At 69.6% G+C, this 15,469-nt stretch carries 16 protein-coding genes; 13 read left to right on the top strand and 3 right to left on the bottom strand.

Going from position 1 to position 15,469, the window contains the following annotated elements:
- Positions 1-69: 69 nt before the first annotated feature.
- From G6045_RS31720 to G6045_RS31740, 5 genes are all read left to right on the top strand, one after another.
- The gene (locus tag G6045_RS31720; protein WP_165335618.1) at positions 70-2,247 is read left to right on the top strand and encodes an FUSC family protein; all 2,178 of its coding nucleotides are present in this window, start codon (positions 70-72) and stop codon (positions 2,245-2,247) included.
- A gap of 98 nt (positions 2,248-2,345) precedes the next feature.
- Positions 2,346-2,732: a VOC family protein gene (locus G6045_RS31725; RefSeq protein ID WP_165335619.1), complete on the top strand. Its 387-nt coding sequence runs from the start codon at positions 2,346-2,348 to the stop codon at positions 2,730-2,732.
- A gap of 16 nt (positions 2,733-2,748) precedes the next feature.
- Entirely contained in the window at positions 2,749-3,093 is a 345-nt protein-coding gene (locus G6045_RS31730) for an ArsR/SmtB family transcription factor (RefSeq protein ID WP_165335620.1), read from the top strand.
- Positions 3,094-3,121: 28 nt separating this feature from the next.
- Complete coding sequence (locus tag G6045_RS31735; RefSeq protein ID WP_165335621.1) at positions 3,122-3,580, top strand: SRPBCC family protein; 459 nt, start codon at positions 3,122-3,124, stop codon at positions 3,578-3,580.
- A gap of 190 nt (positions 3,581-3,770) precedes the next feature.
- Complete coding sequence (locus G6045_RS31740) at positions 3,771-3,992, top strand: DUF397 domain-containing protein (RefSeq protein ID WP_165335632.1); 222 nt, start codon at positions 3,771-3,773, stop codon at positions 3,990-3,992.
- Between the two features lie 85 nt (positions 3,993-4,077).
- Here the strand turns inward: G6045_RS31740 and G6045_RS31745 are convergent, their stop codons facing one another.
- A complete protein-coding gene (locus G6045_RS31745) occupies positions 4,078-4,578 on the bottom strand; it encodes an ATP-binding protein (protein WP_206344440.1) in 501 nt (166 codons plus the stop codon).
- 275 nt (positions 4,579-4,853) lie between these two features.
- Here G6045_RS31745 and G6045_RS31750 point away from each other — a divergent pair, with 275 nt between their 5' ends.
- From G6045_RS31750 to G6045_RS31760, 3 genes are all read left to right on the top strand, one after another.
- Positions 4,854-5,717 carry a helix-turn-helix domain-containing protein gene (locus G6045_RS31750; RefSeq protein ID WP_165335623.1) on the top strand — a complete coding sequence of 288 codons (864 nt, stop codon included), beginning with the start codon at positions 4,854-4,856 and terminating at the stop codon, positions 5,715-5,717.
- Positions 5,718-5,799: 82 nt separating this feature from the next.
- Positions 5,800-7,257 carry an aldehyde dehydrogenase family protein gene (locus G6045_RS31755; protein ID WP_165335624.1) on the top strand — a complete coding sequence of 486 codons (1,458 nt, stop codon included), beginning with the start codon at positions 5,800-5,802 and terminating at the stop codon, positions 7,255-7,257.
- Between the two features lie 128 nt (positions 7,258-7,385).
- Positions 7,386-7,934: a DinB family protein gene (locus tag G6045_RS31760; protein WP_165335625.1), complete on the top strand. Its 549-nt coding sequence runs from the start codon at positions 7,386-7,388 to the stop codon at positions 7,932-7,934.
- Here the strand turns inward: G6045_RS31760 and G6045_RS31765 are convergent.
- Positions 7,931-8,692: a bleomycin resistance protein gene (locus tag G6045_RS31765; protein ID WP_165335626.1), complete on the bottom strand. Its 762-nt coding sequence runs from the start codon at positions 8,690-8,692 to the stop codon at positions 7,931-7,933. The two genes, G6045_RS31760 and G6045_RS31765, sit on opposite strands and share 4 nt — an antisense overlap.
- Positions 8,693-8,762: 70 nt before the next feature.
- Here G6045_RS31765 and G6045_RS31770 point away from each other — a divergent pair, with 70 nt between their 5' ends.
- Positions 8,763-9,413 (top strand): PadR family transcriptional regulator, encoded by a 651-nt coding sequence (locus tag G6045_RS31770; RefSeq protein ID WP_165335627.1) that lies wholly within the window; start codon positions 8,763-8,765, stop codon positions 9,411-9,413.
- A 66-nt stretch (positions 9,414-9,479) separates the two neighbouring features.
- Here the strand turns inward: G6045_RS31770 and G6045_RS31775 are convergent, their stop codons facing one another.
- On the bottom strand, positions 9,480-11,480 hold the full coding sequence (locus G6045_RS31775) for a WD40 repeat domain-containing protein (protein WP_328707975.1): 2,001 nt from the start codon (positions 11,478-11,480) through the stop codon (positions 9,480-9,482).
- Between the two features lie 323 nt (positions 11,481-11,803).
- On the opposite strand from G6045_RS31775, the gene G6045_RS31780 reads away from it, so the two are divergent.
- From G6045_RS31780 to G6045_RS31795, 4 genes are all read left to right on the top strand, one after another.
- On the top strand, positions 11,804-12,847 hold the full coding sequence (locus tag G6045_RS31780; protein ID WP_165335628.1) for an ATP-binding cassette domain-containing protein: 1,044 nt from the start codon (positions 11,804-11,806) through the stop codon (positions 12,845-12,847).
- Positions 12,844-13,692, top strand: coding sequence for an ABC transporter permease (locus tag G6045_RS31785; RefSeq protein WP_165335629.1), 849 nt, complete (start codon positions 12,844-12,846; stop codon positions 13,690-13,692). Before G6045_RS31780 ends, G6045_RS31785 begins: the two co-directional genes overlap by 4 nt.
- Before the next feature lie 235 nt (positions 13,693-13,927).
- Complete coding sequence (locus G6045_RS31790; RefSeq protein WP_165335630.1) at positions 13,928-15,163, top strand: exo-alpha-sialidase; 1,236 nt, start codon at positions 13,928-13,930, stop codon at positions 15,161-15,163.
- 25 nt (positions 15,164-15,188) lie between these two features.
- Entirely contained in the window at positions 15,189-15,383 is a 195-nt protein-coding gene (locus G6045_RS31795) for a hypothetical protein (RefSeq protein ID WP_165335631.1), read from the top strand.
- The last annotated feature ends 86 nt before the right edge of the window (positions 15,384-15,469 follow it).

Here is a 15,469-nt window from a genome sequence, read left to right on the forward strand (position 1 = left end):
CCGCCTGCCCACAGCCCACCTCGGCGCCCGTAATGCCGGATACGCGCCATCCATCCGTATCCTGAACAGGTGAGCTGGCTCAGAGCGCTGAAGGAGACCACCCGCTCGGGCCTGAAGGTCGAGCGCCACCGTCTCGAACCGCTCTTTGCCCTGCGCGCCACCGTCGGCCTCGCGCTGGTCGTCAGCTCGACGCTCGCCCTGGCGGGCCCGGAGGCCGCCGTCTCCTCGGCGTTCGGCGCGTTCCAGGCCGCGATCGCCACCTTCCAGCGCAGCTGGCGCCCGCGTCCGGTGCTCGCCCTCGCCTCCGGCACCACCCTCGCGATCACCACGTTCCTCGGCTACCTCGCCGGCGCCCATCTCGCCGTCTTCATCACTCTGCTCGCCGTATGGACCTTCGTGGCCGGCCTGTGCTGGGCGCTCGGCCCGACGGTCGGCGTGATCGCCTCGTCCAACGTGGCCATGGTGCTCGTCACCGTCACCCTGCCCACCACCGTCGCCGAAGCGGCCGGCCACGCGTTCGTGATCTTCCTCGGCGGTCTCGTACAGGCGGCGCTGATCGTCCTGTTCCCCATCCGCCGCTGGGGCGCCCAGCGCGACGCACTCGCGGACGCGCTCGCCGCCGAGGCCGACTACGCGCGCCGGCTGCGCCACGACCCGACCGCCCCCTTCGACCCGGCGCCCCTGATGGCGGCGCGCGAGGCGGCGGTCGTCACCGCACGCCAGGCCCGTACGCGCCCGTCCGAACTGCACGGCGCACGCGGCCTCGCGGAACGGATCCGCCCCGTCCTCGCCTCCCTCGCCGACCCGGCCGTGGGCGCCGCCGACGAGGGCCGCGAGCGCGACCGGGTACGCGAACTGCTCGCCGCCGCGGGCGAGATCCTCGACACCGCGGCCCGCGCGATCCGCCACGGCGAACCCGTCGCGCTGCCCCCGGGCGCGGTCGCGGCCCTGCGGACCCCGGACACCGGCGCGATCCTCACCGGACCGGCCGCCCGCGCGGCCCGTCGGCTCGCGGCCCTGCTCGACGACGTGGTGGAGACGGCCACCCCGGACACGGGCGCGGCCGCACCGAGGACGGTGCTCGAACGCCTCGCCCTGGTGCTGCGCGGCAAGTCGCCCGAACTGTCGCTCCCGGCACGCCGGTTGAAGCTCTCGTCCGCCGAATCCGCCCGGGCCGTGCAGTCCGACACCCGCCCCATCCCGCTGATCCGCCCCGGCGTCCAGGCCCTCGGGCCGCGTGCCGCCCGCACCTTGCGGGACGAGCTCAAGGTGACCGGATCGCCGTATCTGCGGCACGCGATCCGTGTCACGGCGGTCGTCGTCCTCGGCTATGTCCTCGGCCACTTCCTGCCGTTCGGCCACGGCTACTGGGCGCCGCTCGCCTCCGTGATGGTGATGCGCCCGGACTTCTCGCAGACGTACGGACGCGCGGTCGCCCGCTTCGGCGGCACCATCGTGGGCGTCACGCTCGCCTCCGTCGTGGTGTTCGCCACCGAGCCGGGCGTCCCGCTGTCGGTCACGCTCGCGATCATCTGCGCGGGCCTGATGTACCTGCTCCTGCGCACCGGTTACGTCGTCGGCCAGGTCCTGGTCGCCGCGTACATCGTCTTCCTGCTCGGCACGATCGGCGCGGACGTCGGCCAGACCGTCTACGAGCGGGTGCTCCTCACCCTGCTCGGCGGAGTGCTCGCGATGATCTCGTACGCGGTGTACCCGGCGTGGGAGACCCCGCGGCTGCGCACCAAGCTGGCCGACTGGCTGGTCGCGGACGGCCGTTACGCGGCGGCCGTCGTCCACCAGTACGCGGAACCGGCCGGCCCCGGCGAGGTGCGCCAGGCGCTCCTCGACTCCCGCGCGGCCCGTATCGCCTGGCAGGACGCGCTGAAGCGAGCCGCCACCGAACCGGTGCGCCACCGGGGCCTGTCCCGTGCGGCGGCGGACGGGGCCGGGGAGGCGCTGGCCCAGATCGCCCGGATCGGGATGCTGATGGAGGCCCACCTCCCCGAGCGCGGCGCGACCCCGGTGCCGGCCGCGGCCCGACTCGCCGACGCGCTGCGGGAGTCGGCGGACCAGGGTGCGAAGGCGGTGCGCGAACGCAGGGTGCCGGACTGGAAGCCCGTACGGGAGTGCCTGGAGAACTGGGACGGCGAGGGCGTCCCCGACCGCGTGGTGCTGCGCGGTGCGCGCCTGCTGCTCGACGCCCTGGAGGAGCTGTCGGACGCGCTGGAGCCGGCGCCGCCGCGTTGACGTACGCCGTGGCGTACCCCTCGCGTACCCCGTAAGTCCATCCGTAGGGAAATCCCTACGCTTGACAGGTAGGAAATTGCCGACCTATCGTGGAGTGCATGACCATCACCCACGCCTCCTTCATCACCGTCCCCGTCTCCGACCAGGACGCCGCCCTGCGCTTCTACACCGAGACCCTCGGCTTCCAGGTCACCGAAGACCGCCGGATGCCGCCCGGCCGCTGGCTGCAGGTCGCGCCCGAGGGCGCCCAGACCGTGCTCACGCTCTCCGGTCCGGACATGGGCGGCTTCACCCCGGGTCAGACGCAGGGGATCATGTTCCTCACGACCGATGTCGACGCGGACGCCGAGCGGCTCGAGGCCGCCGGAGTCGAGGTCACCGGACCCGACCCCATGCCGTGGGGCCGGATGGCGGGCTTCAAGGACCCCGACGGCAACGGGTTGATGCTGCTCACGCCGGCGCCTCACGCGTACGGAACCGACTGAGACCGGAAGGACCCAAGTGGCCACCACCAGCGCCGCACCCGAGGACCGGGTCTTCGCCGCCCTCGCCAACAGCACCCGGCGCGAGGTGCTGCGGCTGCTGCGCGAGGACGGACCGCAGCCCGTGCAGGCGCTCGCCGACCACTTCGACATGGCACGCCCGAGCCTCTCGGAACACCTCAAGGTGCTCCGGGAGGCCGGTCTCGTCTCCGAGGAGCGCCAGGGCCGGCAGCGCATCTACCGGCTCGAGGCCCTGCCGCTCGCCGAGGTGCAGGACTGGCTCCATCCGTACGAGCGGTTCTGGCGCGACAGGTTCAAGGAGCTGGGCGCTCTGCTCGACCGGCTGCCCGACGATGAGGCATGACCCTTCCAGTACGAGATGAAGCGTGATCATGCCCGCGTACGAAGACGACGGCGACCTGACCACCATCCGCGTCGCCCAGTTCCTGCCCCATCCGCCCGCCAAGGTCTGGCGCGCGCTCACCGAGCCCGAGTTGATCGCCCAGTGGATGATGCCCGGTGACTTCAGGCTCGAGGTCGGCCACCGCTACACGATGGCCGCGCTCCCGCGCCCCAACACCGAGTTCTCCGGGACGGTCGAAGCCGAGGTCCTCGCGTACGAGACGGAGCGGATGCTCGCCGTCCGCTGGCAGGACGCGGACCGTCCCGACGCCGTGGACTGGACGATCACCTGGACTTTGGAGCCGGAAGGGCGCGGCACACGTCTCTTCCTTGTGCACGAGGGATTCGACCCGGACGACCCGACGCAGCTCATGGCCCGCAAGATCATGGGCGGCGGCTGGCGTTCGTCCGTGATCACCGCGCTGGAAGCCGTCCTGGACGCTCTCTGACGGGAGCGCTCCCGTCGCAGAGCAGCGCGGGGAGCGCGCCCGGGCCTGTAACCAGGCGCGCACCCCGCGTGCACGTGCATCTGCCCATGCATCTGCAGGTGAACACAGCTATGATCCGGGGCAGTTGACCGCACCGCATCATCAGTCACAGTGCCAACGGGAGCGACTTGTGGACCACGCGTACAACGGTATGGCGGCCACAGAGCTCGACGGGGTCGTCTGGCAGAAGAGCCGGCACAGCAACTCCCAGGGTTCCTGCGTGGAGTTCGCGAAGCTGTCGGAGGGGCGGGTGGCGATGCGCAACTCGAACTTCCCCGACGGGCCCGCGCTCGTATACACGCGCGCCGAGATAGAGGCGATGCTGCTCGGTGTGAAGGACGGCGAGTTCGACCACTTGATAGCGGGGGCCTGACGGCGAGGGCGCGTCGGCCCGCCTGAACGCAAAACAGCCGGGACGCGTGATCCGCATCCCGGCCCGACTGCCGTACGAACAAGCCCTATTCCGCACCTTCGAGCCGGAACAGCGCCCACACCACCTTGCCGCCCAGCGTCCCGGCGAGCGGATGCCAGCCCCAGCCGTCGGCGAACGAGTCGACGAGGAAGAGGCCGCGGCCGCACTCGGCCGAGAAGTCCTCGTACGCCTCGTCCTCGCGCGCCACCGGGCTCTCCTGGCTGGGGTCGCGCACCGCGCACACGAGCCGCGAGCTCCAGCGCATGAGATGCAGCCGTACGGGAGCAGACTCGTCGCGCACCGTGTCGGCGGGCAGCGCGTGGCGCAGGGCGTTGGTGACGAGTTCGGAGACCACCAGGGCGACGTCGTCGAAACGGCCGTCGAGCTGCCACTCGGTGAGAGTGGAGCGGGTGAACTGCCGTGCCCCGCGCACCGCTTCATAGCGGGCGGGCAAGGCGACCGAGGCCGCATTCGACACCGCGGAGGGGTCGATGGGGGGAAGCCCCTGCCGTAACGGCTCGAGCATGGTCGATCCATTCGTCCCCATGCGAGGCACTCCCGGTTCCGCGGCCGTAGCGATGTTGCGGTGGTGCGCGGGCCCATCGTTCCGAATGCGTACGGCGGATGCAAGGGCAGATGCACGTGCACGTGCCGGAGTTGGACCTTCAAGTACCAGTTCTTGCTTATTTCTTCCTGCGTATTCTTTCGTAGTCGTTCTGTGAGGAACCTGTTTCTGTAACCAGATGAGTACGCGCAGGAGCGTTTAATGGCAGACTTCGGCACCTGTAGGGGCCCGATGGGGGCTGGGGAGGGTTGAAGTCAGTGACGGCTGGGGAGTCGAGCGGCTCAGTGGTGCGGCGCATCCTCCTGGGGTCGCAGCTGCGGCGCCTGAGGGAGTCGCGCGGGATCACGCGTGAGCAGGCCGGCTACTCGATCCGTGCCTCCGAATCGAAGATCAGCCGCATGGAGTTGGGACGGGTGAGCTTCAAGGCGAGGGACGTGGAGGACCTGTTGACGCTGTACGGCGTCACGGCCGAGGCCGAACGCGGGCCCTTGCTCGATCTTGCCCGGGAGGCCAACTTGGCGGGCTGGTGGCACAGTTACTCGGATGTGCTGCCCGGCTGGTTCCAGACCTATGTGGGTCTGGAAGGCGCCGCCTCGCTGATCCGCGCGTACGAAGTGCAGTTCGTGCACGGGCTGCTGCAGACCGAGGCGTATGCCCACGCGGTCGTCACGCGCAATGCCGAGAACATGGCTCATGCGGAGGTCGAGCGCCGAGTCGCGCTGCGCCTGGAGCGCCAGAAGCTGCTCGTCGACGAGCGCGGACCGCAGCTGCACTGCGTGCTCGACGAGGCCGCCCTGCGCCGCCCGTATGGTGACCGATCGGTCATGCGCGGTCAGTTGGAGCATTTGATCGAGGTGTCGCAGCGGCCGAATGTCACCCTTCAAGTGATGCCGTTCAGCTTCGGCGGCCACTCCGGGGAGTCGGGTGCCTTCGCTCTGCTGCGCTTCCCCGAATCGGACCTTTCCGACGTCGTCTACCTGGAACAGCTGACCAGCGCCTTGTACCTCGACAAGCGCGAGGAAGTCGCGCAGTACGAGAAGGCGATGGAAAGGCTGCAACACGACAGTCCGAATCCGGACCAGACCCGCGATCTGCTCCGTGGACTTCTCCAACTGTCCTGAAACACAAGTACGATGACTGGCTATCAGGAACTGTCGCAAGTGCTCACAAGCGCCCGGCAGTACAGCCAGACGCGGGGGTCGTATGTCCTTCTTCACCGACCTGGGCCGGCAGTACATCGACGGCGAGTGGCGTACGGGCAACGGCTCGTGGGACATCATCGACTTCAACCCGTACAACGGGGAGAAGCTCGCCGCGGTGACCGTGGCCACGCGCTTCGAGGTCGACGAGGCCTATCGCGCGGCCGAGCGCGTCCAGAAGGACTGGGCCGAGACCTCCCCGTATGCCAGAAGAGCCGTCATCGAGCGGGCCCTGCGCATCACCGAGGAGCGCGAGGACGAGATCGCCGAGGCGATCATCGACGAGCTGGGCGGCACCTGGCTCAAGGCGCGCTATGAGGTCCATCTCGCCAAGGAGTTCCTGCGCGAGGCGATCCACCTCGCGCTGATCCCCGAGGGCCGCATCATCGCCTCGCCGACCGCCGGCAAGGAGAACCGGCTCTACCGCAATCCGGTCGGTGTGGTCGGTGTGATCAGCCCGTTCAACTTCCCGTTCCTGGTGACCATGAAGTCCGTCGCCCCCGCGCTCGCGCTCGGCAACGGTGTGGTGATCAAGCCGAACCAGAACACCCCCGTGGTCGGCGGCGGCCTGATAGCCAAGATCTTCGAGGACGCGGGACTGCCGCCCGGCCTGCTCAACGTCCTCATCACGGACATCGCGGAGATCGGCGACGCGCTCATCGAGCACCCGGTCCCCAAGGTGATCTCCTTCGCCGGATCCGACCGCGTCGGCCGCCATGTCGGCGCCGTCACGGCCACCCACTTCAAGAAGGCCATCCTCGAACTCAGCGGCAACAGCGCCCTGGTGGTGCTCGACGACGCCGATGTGGACTACGCCGTGGACGCCGCGGTCTTCAGCCGTTTCGTCTACCAGGGCCAGGTCTGCATGGCCGCCAACCGCATCCTGGTGGACCGCTCGCTGTGGGACGTCTTCACCGAGAAGTTCCTCGCGCGGGTACGGGCGCTCAAGACCGGCGATCCGCGCGACCCGGAGACCGATCTCGGCCCGGTGATCAACGAGTTCCAGGCCGAAGCGCTCGGCACGCTCGTGCAGCAGGCCCTCGACGAGGGCGCGACCGCCCTGATCCACGGCCGCACGATCGGCAATCTCGTCGAGCCGACCGTCCTGACCGGTCTGCCCGCGGACTCCCCGATCCTGCGCCAGGAGATCTTCGGCCCGGTGGTGCTGCTCGTGCCCTTCGAGGACGAGGCGCATGCGGTACGGATCGCCAACGACACCCCGTACGGCCTGAGCGGCGCGGTGCACACCGGCGACGTGGAGCGCGGGGTGCGCTTCGCCAAGCGCATCGAGACCGGGATGATGCACGTCAACGACGGGACCGTGCACGACGAGCCCTTCGTGGCCTTCGGCGGCGAGAAGCACTCGGGGCTCGGGCGGCTGAACGGGGACGCGACCGTCGAGGCCTTCACGACACAGAAGTGGATCTCGGTGCAGCACGGGCGGAGCCACTTCCCGCTGTAGCTCTTGCTCGGCGCGGTGCGGTCCGTAGCTCTTCCGTCGCGCTGTGCATCTAGGACAGCAGCTGACCGCAAGTGTCCGTAGCGTGGTTTCTGTCAGCAGGGACAGGCGCTGTGAAAGGCGGACGGACCATGGTCACCCACGTATCGGCAGAGACCCCCGGCGATGAGCGCGGCGCGCTGCTCAACTTTATCGAGGAGGCCCGCGGCGGCCTGCGCCGCTCGGTGCTCGGTCTGAGCGACGAGCAGGCCTCGTCCAAGCCCAGCGCGAGCGAACTCTCGCTGGCCGGTCTGATCAAGCATGTCGCCGAGGTCGAGCAGGGCTGGATCGCCAAGGCCAAGGGCGAGCCGGAGCGCGTCCAGCGCGACGAGTCCAACTGGCACGAGTGCTTCACGCTCGTCGGCGACGAGACGGTGACCTCGCAGCTCGCGTACTGGAAGCAAGTAGCCGACGAGACCGCGGAGTTCATCCGCGCTGCCCCCGACCTGAACGCCACCTTCGCGCTGCCGGACGAGCCCTGGTACCCCAAGGACGAGGCGGTCTCCCTGCGCTGGGTCGCGCTCCACCTGATCCGCGAGATCAACCGGCACGCCGGCCACGCCGACATCATCCGCGAGTCCCTCGACGGCAAGTCGGCCTGGGACCTGGTGGCCGAGGAGAGCGGGCAGAGCTGGGGCTAGGGCTTCAGGTCTCCGGGGCGCTCCAGGTCTTGGGGCCGCAGGTCTTCGAGCCGCTCCAGGTCGTCGCGTACCGACTCCCGTTCCTCCTGGGTGAGTTGGGCCGCGGCGGCCTGCGCTCGTGCCTCCGCCGTACGGGCGGTGTCCTCGTCCCCGAGCCGCAGGGCCACATCCGCCCGCAGGACCAGCAGCTTCAACAGCTGTACGGGAGTGGGCTGTTCGTCCGCCATCCTCAGCACCCGGTCGATGATCTTCGCCGCCCCGACCGGGTCCTCCTTGGAGTCGGCGAACAGGGACGCGTTGTGCAGCGCCCGCGCGAAGGTCTCCTCGGGAGCGGGCCGGTGATGCTGGTCCTCGCTGATCTTCTGCCCGACCCGGATGCAGTTCCCGCCCGGGTCCGTCATCAGGAACTGCCGCACGCCGTACGACATGTCCTTGAGCGTCCCGATCCGTGGCAGCCCGCGCGTGGGAATCCGCCCGTACGTCGCCTTGAGGCCGGACCGGAAGGCCTCGTACAGCGTGTCGACGTCATCGGTCAGGACGTAGCAGGTGCTGTACGACGCCTGCGGGTCATGCGCCTTCAGCCCGAAGAACTGCAGCTCGATCTCCCCGTACGCCACGACGGCGAACGGATTGGGGCTCTTCTGCTGGAAGGTGATCTCGAAGCCGAGCGCCGAGTAGAAGTCGAGCACCGGCTGGAGCGTCCGGCACGGGAGGATGGGGATCGTCTTTGCGGTCGCTTTCTTGGTGTGCCTGTCCATACGGGTAGCCTAGTCAAAGTTGAATAGAACGCACCCGCACTCCGTCGCCCGTACTGGAAAGGACCCGTGCATGTCCGGCCCCTCCGCGATCCGTCTGCTCGTCCTCGGCGCCGTCCGTATGCACGGCCGTGCGCACGGCTATCAGGTGCGCAACGACCTGGAGTTCTGGGGCGCGAACGAGTGGTCGAACGCCAAGCCGGGCTCGATCTATCACGCGCTCAAGCAGATGGCGAAGCAAGGCCTGCTCCTTGCGCACGAGGTCGCACCGTCGACGGCCGGCGGCCCGCCGCGCACCGAATACGAGGTGACCGAGCAGGGCACGGAGGAGTACTTCTCCCTGCTCAAGGACTCCCTCGTCGCGTACGACCAGAAAATGGACGTGCTCTCGTCGGCCATCGGCTTCATCGTCGACCTGCCGCGCGAGGAGGCGGTCGCCCTCCTGAAGAAGCGTGTGGAGGCGATCGAGGCGTGGCGGGCCGGCGTCACCGCGCACTACATCCCCGAGGACGGGCCCGAACAACTCGGCCACATCGGCGAGATCATGCACCTGTGGGTGCACTCGGCGGACGCCGGCGCGGAGTGGACGCGGGGGCTGATCGAGCGGATCGAGGGCGGGGCCTACACGTTCTCGGGCGAGGGGGAGCCCTTCGTGGGAGTGCTCGCCGAGGACCAGGAGAACCCGTACGCGACGGATGAGGTGCACCCGGGGGACCGGGAGTAGAACTCCGGCCCCCGGGCGCACCGTCACTTCGTGACGTTCATCTTCATGACGATCACTTCATGAGGATCACTTCGTGAAGATGAAGTACTTCCAGCTGCCGTGGGTGGTGCTGTTCACCGTGTCCCCCGAACTGCTGTTGATGTACGAAGACCGCATACGGAACTTGATGCCGGTCTGCGGGGTGCCCGTCAGGGTGACCGCGGACTTCCCGTTGGTGCCGAGCGCGAAGTAGTCCGCTCCCGCGTCGATCCACCGGCCGTTGACGTAGGCGTCCATCTCGAGCCGCTGCTTGCGGCCCTTGTAGTACGTCATGGTGGTGGTGAACACGGGGTCGACCGACTTGCGGACGTAGTGGTACGTCGTGGAGCCGATCTTGCCGGTCCTGTAGTGCTTGGACACGGTGGTGGACACCCGCACCTTCGCGTACGCCGTGGACTTGACCGTCTTCGGCGCATAGCGGGCGTCACCCGCGAACTTCGCGGTGAGCGTGACATCGCGGCTCATGTCCAGGGTGACCCACAGGTTGCCGTTGGAGTTGACCGTGCCCTTCTTCACCAGCTTGTTGGGCTTGTCGGCGCCGAACGGGTCCGCCCAGATCTCCACCGTGCGGTTCTTGTACGTCGACCCGAGATGCGCGGCGAAGGCGACGTCCTTGCCGTAGTCGTAGAGCTTGCCGTTGTTGTTCAGGGTGAGGGTCGGGGTGGCGCGGGAGACCTCGACGGAGGCGGTCGCCGAGGCGGGGGTGTGCGTCGAGTCCCCTGCGTACGCCACCTTGTAGGTGACCTTGCCGCCGGCGGGCGGAGTATCGGAGAACGAGAACGCCCCGCCCGCTCCGAGCAACTTGGTCCCGAGCGACTTGCCGCTCGGCGACTCCATGTCGGTACGGGTGACGGTGAGGGGGGTGCCGGCGGGCAGGGGCAGTGTCGCCGTGAGGGTGCCCTTGACGGTGAACGGCTTGGCGCGCGTGGCCTTGGCGGGGACGGTGACGGTCAACTTGGGCAGAGACCTGGTGGGGTCGGTGAGGACATGCAGCCGGTGGGTGTTGTCGTAGTTGCCGGTGACGGCGAACAGGCGGTTCCCGCCGGGCTCCCAGGCCAGACCTTCGTCGGCCAGGCTGTCTCCGCCGCTGCTGCTTCCCGTCGAAGGGAAGTCGTAGGTGCGTACCGAGGTGGTGGCGCCGGGCGTGAAGACGTGGACGTCCGGGTCGTACGGCGAGTCCGTGCCGGCCGCGACGGTGCCGTCGGGTGCAATGGCGACAGCCGTGGGGTGGTGTTCGCTGGGGTATGACCCGACTTCCACGAGGTCCGTGGTTCTCCACACCCGGTGATGGTCGCCGGGGTTGGCCGTGATGATTCGGGTGCCGTCCGGAGTGAACGCGAGGTCATTGGTCATCCCGGACCCTGCGGACGCCCCACCGTCGCCGACGCGCGCCGTGCGGGCGGCCTTGCCGGAGGACACGTCGAACACGCTGAGTCCGAACCAGTAGACCTCCGGGGACGCGGCGGCCAGGGTGTTCGGGTCGGCGGGCGAGACGGCCAGCCTCGGGGCGCCGGTCCACTTGTTATCGGTGTCCTGCCCCAGTTCCACCACCGGTTCGGTGCCGGACAGGTCGAGGGAGCCGATGTCGCCGAGGTCCGCGTTGCCGTAACCGAACCAGATCTTGCCCCCGGCGAGCGCCAGATGCGCGGGGTCCGTACCGTCCCCGGTCGCGTACCGGCCCGTGCGGGTAACCGTCTGCGTCTCGATCGAGACGATCGAGTCATCGCCGGGCACCGCGGCGTAGAGCAGTCCCGAGTCGGCGGAGAGCGCCAGCCCTTGTACGCCCGGGAGCCCGTCCACGGTGGCGACCACCGTTCCGGTGTAGTCGGTCGCCACGATCTTGCCGCTGTACGGGTCGCTGATGAAGACCTGCTGGTGGACCCCGTCCACCACCATGTCGCCGGCGGACTGCACCGGCAGCACCTTCGCGGTGTCGGCTGCGGCCGACCCCGTCGAACCCGCGACCAGAGCCGCAGAACTGAACAGAACCGCGAACGCCGTCGCGGTCGAAAGCATGCGCTTACGCACGATGAGAGATCCCCCCACGGAATCAAAGAACCGGCCGGCCCGAGATACGGGCACCGGCGCGCGCCCGGGAAGCCGGGCGCGGAGATCGAAGACTAAGGCATGTCACGGACAACGTGACAGGGGGATTCCATGCGCGCCGCCCGCGCAGGCCGGTGCGCCGACCTGCGGCGTTGACCGGACGGGCCTGCGGCGTTGACCGGGCGGGCCTGCGCCGTTGTCCGGACCGGCCACAAGAGAGCTGGTAATCAAGTTTGACTAACGCGAGAGCGGGGAGTACGTTCCAGGAGTAGTAGTCAAGTTTGACTACGAAACGAAGGAGGCTCATGACCGACGCGATCATCGCCGAGGGCGTGCACAAGGCGTACGGGGCGAAGAAGGCCCTGGACGGCCTGGACCTGACCGTCGCCCGGGGCACGGTGCACGGCGTGCTCGGCCCGAACGGTGCGGGCAAGACCACCGCGGTGCGCATCATGGCGACGCTGCTGCGGCACGACGAGGGGCAGGTGCGGGTCGCCGGGTTCGACGTACGGACGCATCCGGACGAGGTGCGCCGGCGGATCGGTCTGCTCGGGCAGCACGCCGCGGTCGACGAGGACCTGAGCGGGCGGCAGAACCTGGAGATGTTCGGCCGCCTCTACCACCTGGGCGCGCGGCGGGCGCGGACGCGGGCCGGCGAACTGCTCGAACGGTTCGGGCTCGAGGACACCGGGCGCAAGGCGGTCAAGCAGTACAGCGGGGGTATGCGACGCCGCCTCGACCTCGCGGCCTCGCTGATCACGGATCCCGAGGTGCTGTTCCTCGACGAGCCGACCACCGGTCTCGATCCCCGGGGGCGGGGCGAGGTGTGGAGCGCCGTGCGCTCGCTGGTCGGCGGCGGCACGACCGTGCTGCTCACGACCCAGTACCTGGAGGAGGCGGACCAGCTGGCGAACCGTATCTCCGTGATCGACCACGGCCGCGTCATCGCGGACGGCACCTCCGACGAGCTCAAGGCGAAGACCGGCGGCGACCGGATCGACGTGGTGCTGCACGACCCGGCCCAACTGGCCCGCGCCGCCGCCCTGTTGCCCGGCGAGGCCTCGGTCGACGAGGACCTGCGCCTGGTCAGCGCCCCGGTCGCGGACCGGATGGCGGCGCTCACACAGGTCGTACGGGCGCTGGAGGAGGCCGGTATCGAGGCGGAGGACATCGCGCTGCGGCGGCCGACGCTGGACGAGGTGTTCCTGGATCTGACCGGGCGGCCGCGGGGCGAGGAGCTGGAAGGCGCGGGTCGGTCGCGGGGCGGGGAGACGCGTGGCGGGGAGCCGCGGGGCGAGAGTCGGTCGCAGGGTGCGGGTCGGTCGCAGGGTGAGAAGGAGGACGCATGAGTACGTCGACGACGATCGGCGCCAGGGATACGGGGATCGGCTCCGCAGCCGCCGGGGGTACGCGGCTCGGCTGGGCGCTCGCCGACTCCTGGACCATGACGCGGCGCGAACTGCTGCACTGGGCGCGTCAGCCCGTACAGGTCGTGGTGGGCCTGGTTTTCCCCGTGATGCTGCTCCTGATGTTCGGCTACCTGATGGGCGGCGGCACCGGCATCGAGGGTGACTACCGCGAGTATCTGGTGCCGGGCATGTTCGCGCTGACCATGGCGTTCGGCCTGGACGCCACGATGGTCGCCGTCACCCAGGACCTCAACAAGGGCGTGGTGGACCGCTTCCGCTCCATGCCGATGACCAACGGGGCGGTCCTGGTGGGCCGTTCGGCCGCGGACATGCTCCAGTCGCTGCTCTCGCTCGTGATCCTGATGGCGGTGGGGCTCGCGGTGGGCTGGCGCTGGCACGGCTCGTTGGGAGCGGTGCTCGCGGCGATGGGGCTGCTGTTGCTGCTGCGCTTCGCGATGCTGTGGATGGGCATCCACCTCGCGATGGTGGCAGGCAAGCCGGAGCTGGTGATGGCCGTACAGATCCTGGTCTGGCCGGTCAGCTTCCTCTCCAACGCGTTCGCGACCCCGGAGTCCATGCCGGGCTGGCTGGGCGCGACGGTCGAGTGGAACCCGATGTCGGCCACGGCCACGGCGGTACGCGACCTGTTCGGCAACGAGGGCGGTGTCTCCTCGGCTTCCTGGGCCTCCGAGCACGCCGCGCTGCTCGCGGTGGTGTGGCCGGTGGTGCTGGTGGCGGTGTTCTTCCCGCTGGCGGTACGGAGGTTCGGGCGGCTCAGCAGGTAGCCGGCGGGCGGCCCGCGAGGAGTCTGCCGGCAGGCTGCTGGCAGTTCGTGCGCAATCCGTCCCGAGCGCGGGGACGGACATCGGCAAATGGAGCGCGGGGACGGGAATCGGCAAAGTAATCCGTCCTCGGACCAAAATAATTCGTCCTCGGACATGGAACCTCGAACCGGCCTGCGGTGTATCAGAAGTACCTGCCGACCGCCCGATGCGGTCGGCACCGCGGGCCGGGGGTGCCATGAACGGGGTATATGTACGGCGGGTGTTGGCCGCGCTGATCGGCGCGCTCGCCCTGCTGCTTGCGGGATGCGGCGAGGCGGGCGGCAGGCGTGGCGGGGAGCCGGGCGATGAGCGGGCGGCGCAGTCGAAGGCGGCCGGAGCGGCCTCAAGGGGAGCCGGGGAAGGGGCGGATCCGCCGCGGATACCGTCCGCCGACGGGCTGCCCGGCTGGGCGCACTCCCTGGGGTTCGCAGCGGACGGCTCGGGCTTCGCGCTGCTCGCGCAGTGCCCGGAGGGGGAGGAAGAGGGCACGGGCGACGGCTGTGTGCAGCGGGTCGCGGTCCTCGACAAGGGCGCGCGCCAGTGGCGGGTGGCGAAGGCCTCGCCCCTGGCGAACACGGCTCCGGACTGGGGTGTGACCGCGGATGTGCTGGTCCTGGGGCCGGGCCGGGCGCTGATCCGTGAGGGCACGAGCATGATCGGCGACCGGACTTGGTACACGGCGGACAGCGGCCGGACCTGGCGCAAGGGCACGGCGGCCGTCCAAGGCACCGTGCCCTCCGTGCCCGCGCACGGTCGGCTGGTCTCGGTCTGCAGCGCGGAGGACGCCGAGGGCAACGGCTGCGGGCGCGCCCGCCTCGCTGTGATCATGCCGGACTCCGGCGAGCACCGGGCCCTGGCCCAACAGCCGCCGCTGGGCGGGGTGGTGGACCCTGCCGGTGAGGCGGCCGGAGACCTGTACGTCCAGGGCAAGGCTCCCGGTTCGGGCCGGCCCACGCTGGCGGTCAGCCCCGACCGGGGCCGCACCTGGAAGGAGTCCCCGCTGACCGGGGCGGCGACCTCGCAGCACGGGACGTTCACGCTGGTCTCGGGCCGTGCGGGGATCTTCGCGTTGCAGCGCGGCGGACTGCCGGAGGGGGAGGGCGTGAAGAACGGTCTGCTGACCATCCACAAGCAGAACGCCTCGGACCGGACCTGGACCCGGGTCTGGTCCTTCCGCCCCGGCGTCGAGCCGCGCTCGGTCCTGGGCGCGATCGCCGCGGACGACAACTCCCTCACGATCTACGGCGAACACGGCGTCTGGACCAGCGACACGGGAGGCCGCACCTTCCATCAGGGGGAGGGCTCCACCGGCATCGCGGGCTCCGCGTGGAAGACCCCGATCGGCTGGCTGTGGGAGAGCGGCACCGGCCAGGGGGCGTACCGGATATCGAGCGACGGCGTGCACTGGCACGCCTTCCAGCTGTCCGACTGACGCCCGCACACCGGAGGCCCCACTCATGAACGTCAACGACCTCGTACAGCAACGCATCGAGGCGGCCCGCCACCGGATCGCCACCACCAAACGCACCCGCGCCGAACTCACCGAGGCCCGCACCAGAGGCCTCACCCACCGCCACACCCAAAAACTACGCACCCTGGCCCAACGCGACCACGCAGCTGGCCGCGGCAAATCCAGCCCTTCCGGCGCCTGAGGCATTCAGCCCCTGCGGCGTTTGAGCAGATCCGAACGAAGTTCGGCTGTGACATTGTGCGGCTCCGCCGCGTGGGGGGTCCGGGG

Origin of the sequence: Streptomyces mesophilus (assembly GCF_011044995.1) — a bacterium.
GTDB classification, from domain to species: Bacteria; Actinomycetota; Actinomycetes; order Streptomycetales; family Streptomycetaceae; genus Streptomyces; species Streptomyces mesophilus.

Coding starts and splice junctions, on each gene's coding strand:
- G6045_RS31725 (WP_165335619.1), top strand. CDS start 2,346: ATGACCATCACCCACGCCTCCTTCATCACCGTCCCCGTCTCCGACCAG.
- G6045_RS31735 (WP_165335621.1), top strand. CDS start 3,122: ATGCCCGCGTACGAAGACGACGGCGACCTGACCACCATCCGCGTCGCC.
- G6045_RS31740 (WP_165335632.1), top strand. CDS start 3,771: ATGGCGGCCACAGAGCTCGACGGGGTCGTCTGGCAGAAGAGCCGGCAC.
- G6045_RS31745 (WP_206344440.1), bottom strand. CDS start 4,578: ATGGGGACGAATGGATCGACCATGCTCGAGCCGTTACGGCAGGGGCTT.
- G6045_RS31755 (WP_165335624.1), top strand. CDS start 5,800: ATGTCCTTCTTCACCGACCTGGGCCGGCAGTACATCGACGGCGAGTGG.
- G6045_RS31760 (WP_165335625.1), top strand. CDS start 7,386: ATGGTCACCCACGTATCGGCAGAGACCCCCGGCGATGAGCGCGGCGCG.
- G6045_RS31765 (WP_165335626.1), bottom strand. CDS start 8,692: ATGGACAGGCACACCAAGAAAGCGACCGCAAAGACGATCCCCATCCTC.
- G6045_RS31770 (WP_165335627.1), top strand. CDS start 8,763: ATGTCCGGCCCCTCCGCGATCCGTCTGCTCGTCCTCGGCGCCGTCCGT.
- G6045_RS31780 (WP_165335628.1), top strand. CDS start 11,804: ATGACCGACGCGATCATCGCCGAGGGCGTGCACAAGGCGTACGGGGCG.
- G6045_RS31785 (WP_165335629.1), top strand. CDS start 12,844: ATGAGTACGTCGACGACGATCGGCGCCAGGGATACGGGGATCGGCTCC.
- G6045_RS31790 (WP_165335630.1), top strand. CDS start 13,928: ATGAACGGGGTATATGTACGGCGGGTGTTGGCCGCGCTGATCGGCGCG.
- G6045_RS31795 (WP_165335631.1), top strand. CDS start 15,189: ATGAACGTCAACGACCTCGTACAGCAACGCATCGAGGCGGCCCGCCAC.